The sequence below is a fragment of the Streptomyces thermospinosisporus genome, assembly GCF_039526425.1.
Classification (GTDB): domain Bacteria; phylum Actinomycetota; class Actinomycetes; order Streptomycetales; family Streptomycetaceae; genus Streptomyces; species Streptomyces thermocarboxydovorans.
In genome coordinates, this window is record NZ_BAAAIZ010000049.1 from 52,348 (window position 1) to 59,232 (window position 6,885).

General features: G+C 73.3%; 5 protein-coding genes. 1 reads left to right on the forward strand and 4 read right to left on the reverse strand.

Annotation, left to right across the window (positions count from 1 at the left end):
- Window positions 1-140 precede the first annotated feature (140 nt).
- The 3 genes from ABD207_RS17640 to ABD207_RS17650 all read right to left on the reverse strand — a co-directional run bounded on the left by ABD207_RS17640 (window position 141) and on the right by ABD207_RS17650 (window position 4,335).
- Window positions 141-1,136, reverse strand: a complete 996-nt coding sequence (locus tag ABD207_RS17640; RefSeq protein ID WP_344014046.1) for a transglycosylase family protein — start codon at window positions 1,134-1,136, stop codon at window positions 141-143.
- Between the two features lie 196 nt (window positions 1,137-1,332).
- Complete coding sequence (locus ABD207_RS17645; RefSeq protein ID WP_344014070.1) at window positions 1,333-2,595, reverse strand: cytochrome P450 family protein; 1,263 nt, start codon at window positions 2,593-2,595, stop codon at window positions 1,333-1,335.
- Between the two features lie 354 nt (window positions 2,596-2,949).
- Window positions 2,950-4,335: an alpha/beta fold hydrolase gene (locus ABD207_RS17650; protein WP_344014047.1), complete on the reverse strand. Its 1,386-nt coding sequence runs from the start codon at window positions 4,333-4,335 to the stop codon at window positions 2,950-2,952.
- A gap of 275 nt (window positions 4,336-4,610) precedes the next feature.
- Here ABD207_RS17650 and ABD207_RS17655 point away from each other — a divergent pair, with 275 nt between their 5' ends.
- Window positions 4,611-5,627 (forward strand): ArsR/SmtB family transcription factor, encoded by a 1,017-nt coding sequence (locus tag ABD207_RS17655; RefSeq protein WP_344014048.1) that lies wholly within the window; start codon window positions 4,611-4,613, stop codon window positions 5,625-5,627.
- On the opposite strand, the gene ABD207_RS17660 is transcribed toward ABD207_RS17655, so the two are convergent.
- Complete coding sequence (locus tag ABD207_RS17660) at window positions 5,624-6,616, reverse strand: nucleoside triphosphate pyrophosphohydrolase (RefSeq protein WP_344014049.1); 993 nt, start codon at window positions 6,614-6,616, stop codon at window positions 5,624-5,626. The genes ABD207_RS17655 and ABD207_RS17660 overlap by 4 nt on opposite strands.
- Window positions 6,617-6,885: the final 269 nt, after the last annotated feature.

Here is a 6,885-nt window from a genome sequence, read left to right on the forward strand (position 1 = left end):
CGGTCACGACCGTAGACACCTGTTCGGCCGATTTTCAAAGACGATCAGGGCTTCTGAGACCTATCTCTCACCACTTTTATATCGGGCATTCAGCTCGAATCATGACGTCAACTACCGTCCGATCCGCGGCTTTTCACCCGTCACTTCCCGCTCGCACCCTCTGCGACCTCAAGCGTCTGACCGGGCAGGATGAGGTCCGGGTCGTCACCGACGACCTGCTCGTTGCGCTCGTACAGCGCACGCCAACCGCCGTCCACCTCAAGGGAGTCGGCGATGGACCACAGGCTGTCCCCGCGGCGGACGGTGTAGGAGCCGTCGGAGGCGTCGCCCGAGGGGCGCGCGGCATGCCGGCCGGACGACCCGGATGCGAGGTCCTCCTCCTTCTCCTCGGCGCTGGGGCCGCGGTGCCGGCCGGCCCCGGTGGAGGCGCCGGTGTCGGTCAGCGCGGAAGAGCCGGTGCTCTGACCGGACTTGTCCGGCTCGTCACCGTTTCCGGTCGTTTCGACGGCCGAGGGCCCGGAGTCGGCATCGGTGGACTTGTCGGACTCGGGCGATTCGTTCGCATCGGCCGAGCCTGCGGAGCCCTCCGCACCGTCTCCGCCCTCCCCGCCCTCCGTGGCGGTGGGCGACGCGGACGAAGAGACGGACGGATCGACGGAATCCGACGAGCCGGACTCATCGGTAGATTCGCCGCTTTCCGGCGTATCCGTCGAGGACGGGGACTGCGAGCCCGTGCCCGTGTCAATCCCCTCGGCCCCCGAGCCCTGCTCCAGCCCCGCGAGCAGGCCGCAGGCGCGCCAGGCGCCGACACCCTGGTCGGCGAGTATGCGTTCCGCGACCGCTATCTGCTGGTTCCGGCTGGCCTGGTCGGCGCTGGGCGCGTACTCCAGTCCGCCGTAGTTCTCCCAGTCGTCCTGGGTCAGCTGCAGACCGCCGTAGTAGCCGTTGCCCGTGTTCTGGCTCCAGGAGCCGCCGGACTCGCACTCCGCGACCCGGTCCCAGGTCTCCCCGTCGGCCGCGCTGGCGCCGCTCGCCCCCAGAAGCGGAAGGGCGATGGCGGATCCGGTCACTCCGGCCGCGACAAGGAGAGCCGGAGCCTGGCGGGGGCGACGGTGGCGACCGTTCCCGGAGAGCATGCGGAGACCTTTCAGACGACAGCAGTGACCAGCGCGGCGCACCGGATTGGACGTCGCGTCGACAGGGAACGTATCGGCAGACGATCAGTTGTCACAAGTTCATGCCGCGCAGATCACGTGAAGATCACATAGTTGAATGTGTGTCATGTTTGCGCTGGTCGGACGGGGTGCTCAAAGTCCCGTCCGTTTTCGGAAGTCAGGTCCGCAAAGGGGTGAATTCCACGGGCAGTGTGCGCAGTCCGCGCATGATGAGCCCGCCGCGCCAGCGCAGTTCGTCCGGTTCGACCGCTAGGCGCAGATCCGGCAGCCGGGTCAGCAAGGTGCCGAGCGCGGTCTGCCCCTCCAGCCGGGCCAGCGGCGCGCCCAGGCAGTAGTGGATGCCGTGGCCGTACCCCAGGTGCTGGTTGTCGCGCCGGCCGAGGTCGAGCACATCCGGGTCGGCGAACCGCTCCGGGTCACGGTCCGCCGCGGCGAGGACGACCAGCACGGGGTCCCCGGCCTCGATCCGCTGCCCGCCGATGACGACCGGCTCGGTGGCGAACCGCCAGGTGGCGATCTCCACCGGGCCGTCGTAGCGCAGCAGCTCCTCCACCCCGGTGGTCAGCAGCTCCCGCTCCCCCGCGGCCAGGGACCGCTGCAGCCGGGCCCGCTGCTCGGGATGAGTGAGCAGGGCGTAGGTGCCGTTGCCGATGAGGTTGACGGTGGTCTCGAAACCGGCGAACAGCAGGATGAACGCCATGGCGGCGGCCTCGTTCTCGGTGAGGTGCTCGCCGTGGTCGGAGGCCCGGATGAGACCGGAGATGAGGTCCTCGCCGGGTGCCGGACGGGCGGGCAGGACCGCGCGCTTGCGGTGGATGAGGTCGGCGAGATAGCCGCGCATCTTCTTCACCGAGCGGGCCACTCCGCCGCGCGGGCCGCCCTGGTGACGGATCATCATGCCCGCCCAGTCCCGGAAGTCGTCCTGGTCCTCGCGGGGCACGCCGAGCATGTCGCAGATGGCGTAGATGGGCAGCGGGAAGGCGAACTCGTGGATGAGGTCGGCCGATCCCCGCGCGGCGAACCGGTCGATCAGGGTGTCGGTCAGCTCCTGCACCCTGGGCGCGAACTCGGCGACCCGGCGCGGGGTGAAGGCCTTGCTGACCAGCCGGCGCAGCCGGGTGTGGTCCGGCGGGTCGATGTTCAGCAGATGCGTCATCAGCTCCGCCTTGCGCTCGCCGGGGATGCCCGTCTTGCCCTTGGCGTGCTCCGGCTCGTCGTGGTGTGCCGGGTTCTTGGACAGGCGGTTGTCGGCGAGGGTCTGCTTGGCGTCGGCGTAGCGGGTGACCAGCCAGGCCTCGACCCCGCTCGGCAGGCGGGTCCTGTGCACCGGGGCGTGCTCGCGCAGCCAGGCGTAGGCCGGGTAGGGATCGGTGGCGAACTCCCAGGTGAAGAGCTCGGGGGCGGGCGGCTGCTGCGGCATGTCCGGCTGGTCGGTCGGGTGCTGGTCGGTCACCTTCCGACCGTATATCGGGGCCTGTGGTCGTATGCCCGCGGGCGTGTGCCGGGGGCCGCGTCCGCAGCGGCATGCGTGCAGGCGGGCAACATCCGCAGCGGCATGCGTGCAGGCGGGCCGCATCCGCAGCGGTATGCGTGCAGGCGGGCTGCATCCGCAGCGGTATGCGTGCAGGCGGGCTGCATCCGCAGCGGCATGCGTGCAGGCGGGCCGCATCCGTGCTGCCCGGCGGGACCGCCTACGTACACGCGGCCGGGGCCCGCGGCGGTGTACCGGGACCCCGGCCGTGCACGGATGAGGAAGCCGTGTGCTGGGAGGGAATCAGCGGCGGAGAAGGAAGTCGTACACCGCCTCGCGGCCCTCGTCGCTCGCCGCCCTGCTCTGCACCGAGTGCGCGGCTCCCTCGACCACCACGACCTCGGCGCGCGGGGTCAGCTTCTTCTGGTCGTACAGCCACTCCACCGGCGTCGACAGATCGCGGTCGCCGCCCAGCAGCAGGACCGGGACGGATCCGGGCAGCCTGCGGTGCGGCGAGGGCAGCGGCGGCGCCGGGGTGGGCGGCCAGTGCAGACAGCTGAGCATCGAGCCGAGGCCGGTGGCGGTGGCCGCGTCGAACGGCCCGTAGTCGCGCGGGGTCAGCTCGGCGCCCGCCTTCTCGAGCGCCTCGCGCCGCCCGGCCATGGGGGCGTCGGACCTGCCCCAGGGGTAGCGGCCGTCCAGGCACAGGGTGGAGGCGTGCAGCCCCTGGCTCAGCTCCTCGGCGGTGGCGGCGTTGCCCTGCCGGGTGCCCGCGATCAGTCCGCGCAGCAGTCCGGGGTCGCCCTCGGCGGCCCGGTGCAGGGCGTCGATCATCTCGGCGTAGTCCGGGTCGACGAAGCCCCAGGTGGTCAGCGCGTCGATGACGTCGACGCCGTTGCCGTAGGTGTCCACCACCTTCGCGAGGTCCGCGGCGGGGTCCGTGGTGCACTCGATCGCCGCGCAGGCCTCGCGCAGCACGCGCGGTGCCGCGCGCAGGGCGGCCAGGTCCATCGGGTCGTACCCGGTCTGCGGCACCACCGAGTCCAGCACCAGCCGGGCCACGCGGTTGGGGTGCGCCAGCGCGTACCGGGTGGCGGTGTAGGTGCCGTAGGAGACACCGTCGAGGGTCATCTTCCGCACGCCCAGGGCCCGGCGCAGCAGCTCCAGGTCGGCGACGGTGTCACCGGTGCTGTAGAAGCGGCGCTGCTCGCCGTTGGCCGCGGCGCACTCCTTCACCGCCTGCTCGGTGGGCGGGGTGAGGTCGGAGGCGCCCATCTCCTTCTGCAGCCGGGGGCATTGCAGCGCGCCGGCGCCGGTGCCGCGCTGGTCGATCATCACCAGGCGGTAGTCCTTCAGCACCGGCGCCATCCGGTCGCGGATGCGCGCGGCGAACGGCACGCCGGGCTGGCCCGGTCCGCCCGTCAGGAACAGCAGGACTCCCTTGGGCGCCTCGGCGTTGCCGGCCATCGCGACCTTCAGGCCGAGCCGGCCCGGGGTGCGGCCCCGGTGGTCGAGCGGCACGTTCAGGGTGGAGCAGGTGAAGCCGTCCAGGCCGGGGCAGGGCGCGGCGCCGGAGAGTCCCCCGTTCTCCCCGGCAGGTGCCGCGACCGTCCCCGCCCGGTCCTGCGCCGCCGAGGTGCAGGTGCCCGACACCAGCAGGAGTCCGGCGGCGGCGAGCGCCACGGTCACCCGTGACCGGGATCCCCGTGTTCCCCGTGCTCCCCATGCCGTCCGTGCTCGCCAGGTCTCCCGGGCGCGGCTCGCGACCGGTGCGTCCGGCGCCGCCGGTGTCTTCCGACTCCCTTGGAAATGCGGTGATGTGCGCATGTCCTCCCCCTCGGCTTCGGTGACCGGTCATCAGGGTGCGCCGGGGCTGTTGGTCGCGGCGAGCGCTCGTGCCACGATTCGAGCAGGTTCGAAGAGTCGGTGCGCACGCGGTGCGCTCGGGGCCTGCTGGGGGAGCGGTGATCGAGCTGACGGTGGACGCGGAGGGACTGGCCCGCTCCCGCTTCGCCGTCTCACCGCTGCACGAGGTGACGTCCACGCTGCTGCCGTGGGGACTGCGCACGGAACCAGGCTCCGACCCGTGGGTGGCCCGCGCCCGCCGGGTGCTGCGCCGGGCGCGGCTGCCGCTGCTGACCGCGCTGGCGCTCGAGGCCGGGGGTTACGTACCGGACTTCCTCAGCCCCCACCCGTCGGGCCCCTCCCCCACCGTCGAGGAGGAGCTCGAACAGGTCCGCTCCACTCCGCCCGAGCGGGTCCTGGCCGAACTCCGGACGCTGCGCGACGGCCGGCCCGACAGCGGCCTGGCCGGCAGCGAGCTGCCGGAGGTCGTGCGCTGCGCCATGGCACGCGGCGGCGAACGCGTGGCCCGGCAGGCGGCGGAGGAGCTGCGGCGCTACTGGGAGCTGGCCTTCGCCCCGCACTGGGAGGCCGCCCGGGCCACCCTGGAGGCGGAGGTCGACCGGTGTGCGGGGGTGCTGGCCCGCAGCGGCGCGGCCGCCCTGTTCAACTCGCTGCACCCCGGCATCCGGTGGGCCGACGGCACCCTGCGGGTGGAGAGCCGGTTCACCGTTCGCCTGCCGGTGCCGCTGGTGGTGGTCGTGCCGTCGCTGGTGGCCCCGGTGCCGGCCGTGGTCGTGGACCCGGTGCCGGGCGGGCGGCGGCCGCCGATGCTGGTGTATCCGGTGCGGGCCGGGTCGAGTGCCCCGGCGGCTCCGCCCGAGGAACTGGCCGGGCTGCTCGGCCCCACCCGCGCCGGGCTGCTGGCCGCCCTGGCCCGTCCGGCGTCCACCGCGCAGCTGGCGGCACGTCACTTCCTCAGCCCCGCCACCGTCTCGTACCACCTGGGGGTGCTGCACCGGGCCGGCCTGGTGACCCGCGCCCGCTCCGGCCGCTTCGTCCTCTACCGCCACACCCCGGCGGGCGCCCGCCTGGCGAGGGGCTCCGCCGCGCGAGGGCGCCAGGGCACGTCCGGCTAACTCCCCTCGGCGCCCTCGGCTGCCAGCACCGCGTCGCGGTACGCGCGGGCCGCCGCGCGCAGGGCCGCCTCCGGGTCGACGCCCTCCGCCTCGGCGCGTATCGCCAGGGTCAGCAGCTCGTAGCCGATGCCGTCGATGCGGGGCGGGGGTACGTCCAGGCCGGCCGTGCGGACCCGTGAGGCCAGCTTCGCGGCCAGGGCCAGGGCGGGCTGGCCGAGGGGGATGCCCTCGGTGACCGAGGTGCGGCGCTTCTCGACGGCCTTGGTGCGCAGCCAGTGTTCCTTGACCTCCTCCGGGGTGCTCGCCGTCGCGTCGCCGAAGACATGGGGGTGGCGGTGAATGAGCTTGTCGACGATGCCGGCGGCCACGTCGTCGACGGAGAAGGGCTCCTCGGGGTGCTCCTCGGCGATCCGGGCGTGGAAGACGACCTGGAGCAGGACGTCGCCGAGCTCCTCGCGCAGCTCGTCCCGGTCGCCCTCCTCGATCGCTTCGACGAGCTCGTACGCCTCCTCGATGCCGTACTTCGCCAGGCCCTTGTGGGTCTGCAGGGACGACCACGGGCACTCGGCACGGATGCGGTCCATCACCTGCACCAGGTCCAGCAGCCGGGCACCCGGCAGGTCGTAGGAGGCGGGCAGCAGCTCCAGCTCGGGCATCCGGACGCGTCCGCTGCCGGCGAGGCGGGCCAGTCCGTCGGTGAGCGCGGGTTCGCCCTCACCGGTGGCGACGACCACCACCGTGTGCCCGCCCGCGCAGGCACCGACCAGCTCCTCGGCGGTCGGCGCCGCCTCCTCCACGGATATCCCCGCCTCCCGCAGATACGGCAGCTGGGGATGGGCACCGTCGGCGCACAGCACCCGGTCGGCGGCGTGCAGCGCCTGCCAGGCAGGCCAGGACAGCAGGCCGGGCGCGACCCGGTGGCTGGTGGTGAGCAGGACGACACGGCCGGGAGCGGCCTCGGCGGGGGCATCGGAGCTGATGGCGTTCACGCTCCGAAACTAACCCACGCCGCCGACAGCCCCCGAGTTGTCCACAGGCTGTTGTCCACAGGCGGGCGGGCCGTGATGGGAGGCCCCATCAGGAGGCGGTCCGGCAGGCGGCCCGTGTCAGGTGGCCTGCGTCATGCGGCCCGCGGCAGGCGGGCTGCGTCATGCGGCCCGCGGCAGGCGGCCCGCGGCAGGCGGGCTGCGTCATGCGGCCCGCGGCAGGCGGCCCCCGGCAGGCGGGCTGCGTCATGCGGCCCGCGGCAGGCGGCCCC

Bases quoted from the DNA above. Each gene is read 5' to 3' on its own strand.
- ABD207_RS17640 (WP_344014046.1), bottom strand. From the start codon at position 1,136: ATGCTCTCCGGGAACGGTCGCCACCGTCGCCCCCGCCAGGCTCCGGCT.
- ABD207_RS17645 (WP_344014070.1), bottom strand. From the start codon at position 2,595: ATGCCGCAGCAGCCGCCCGCCCCCGAGCTCTTCACCTGGGAGTTCGCC.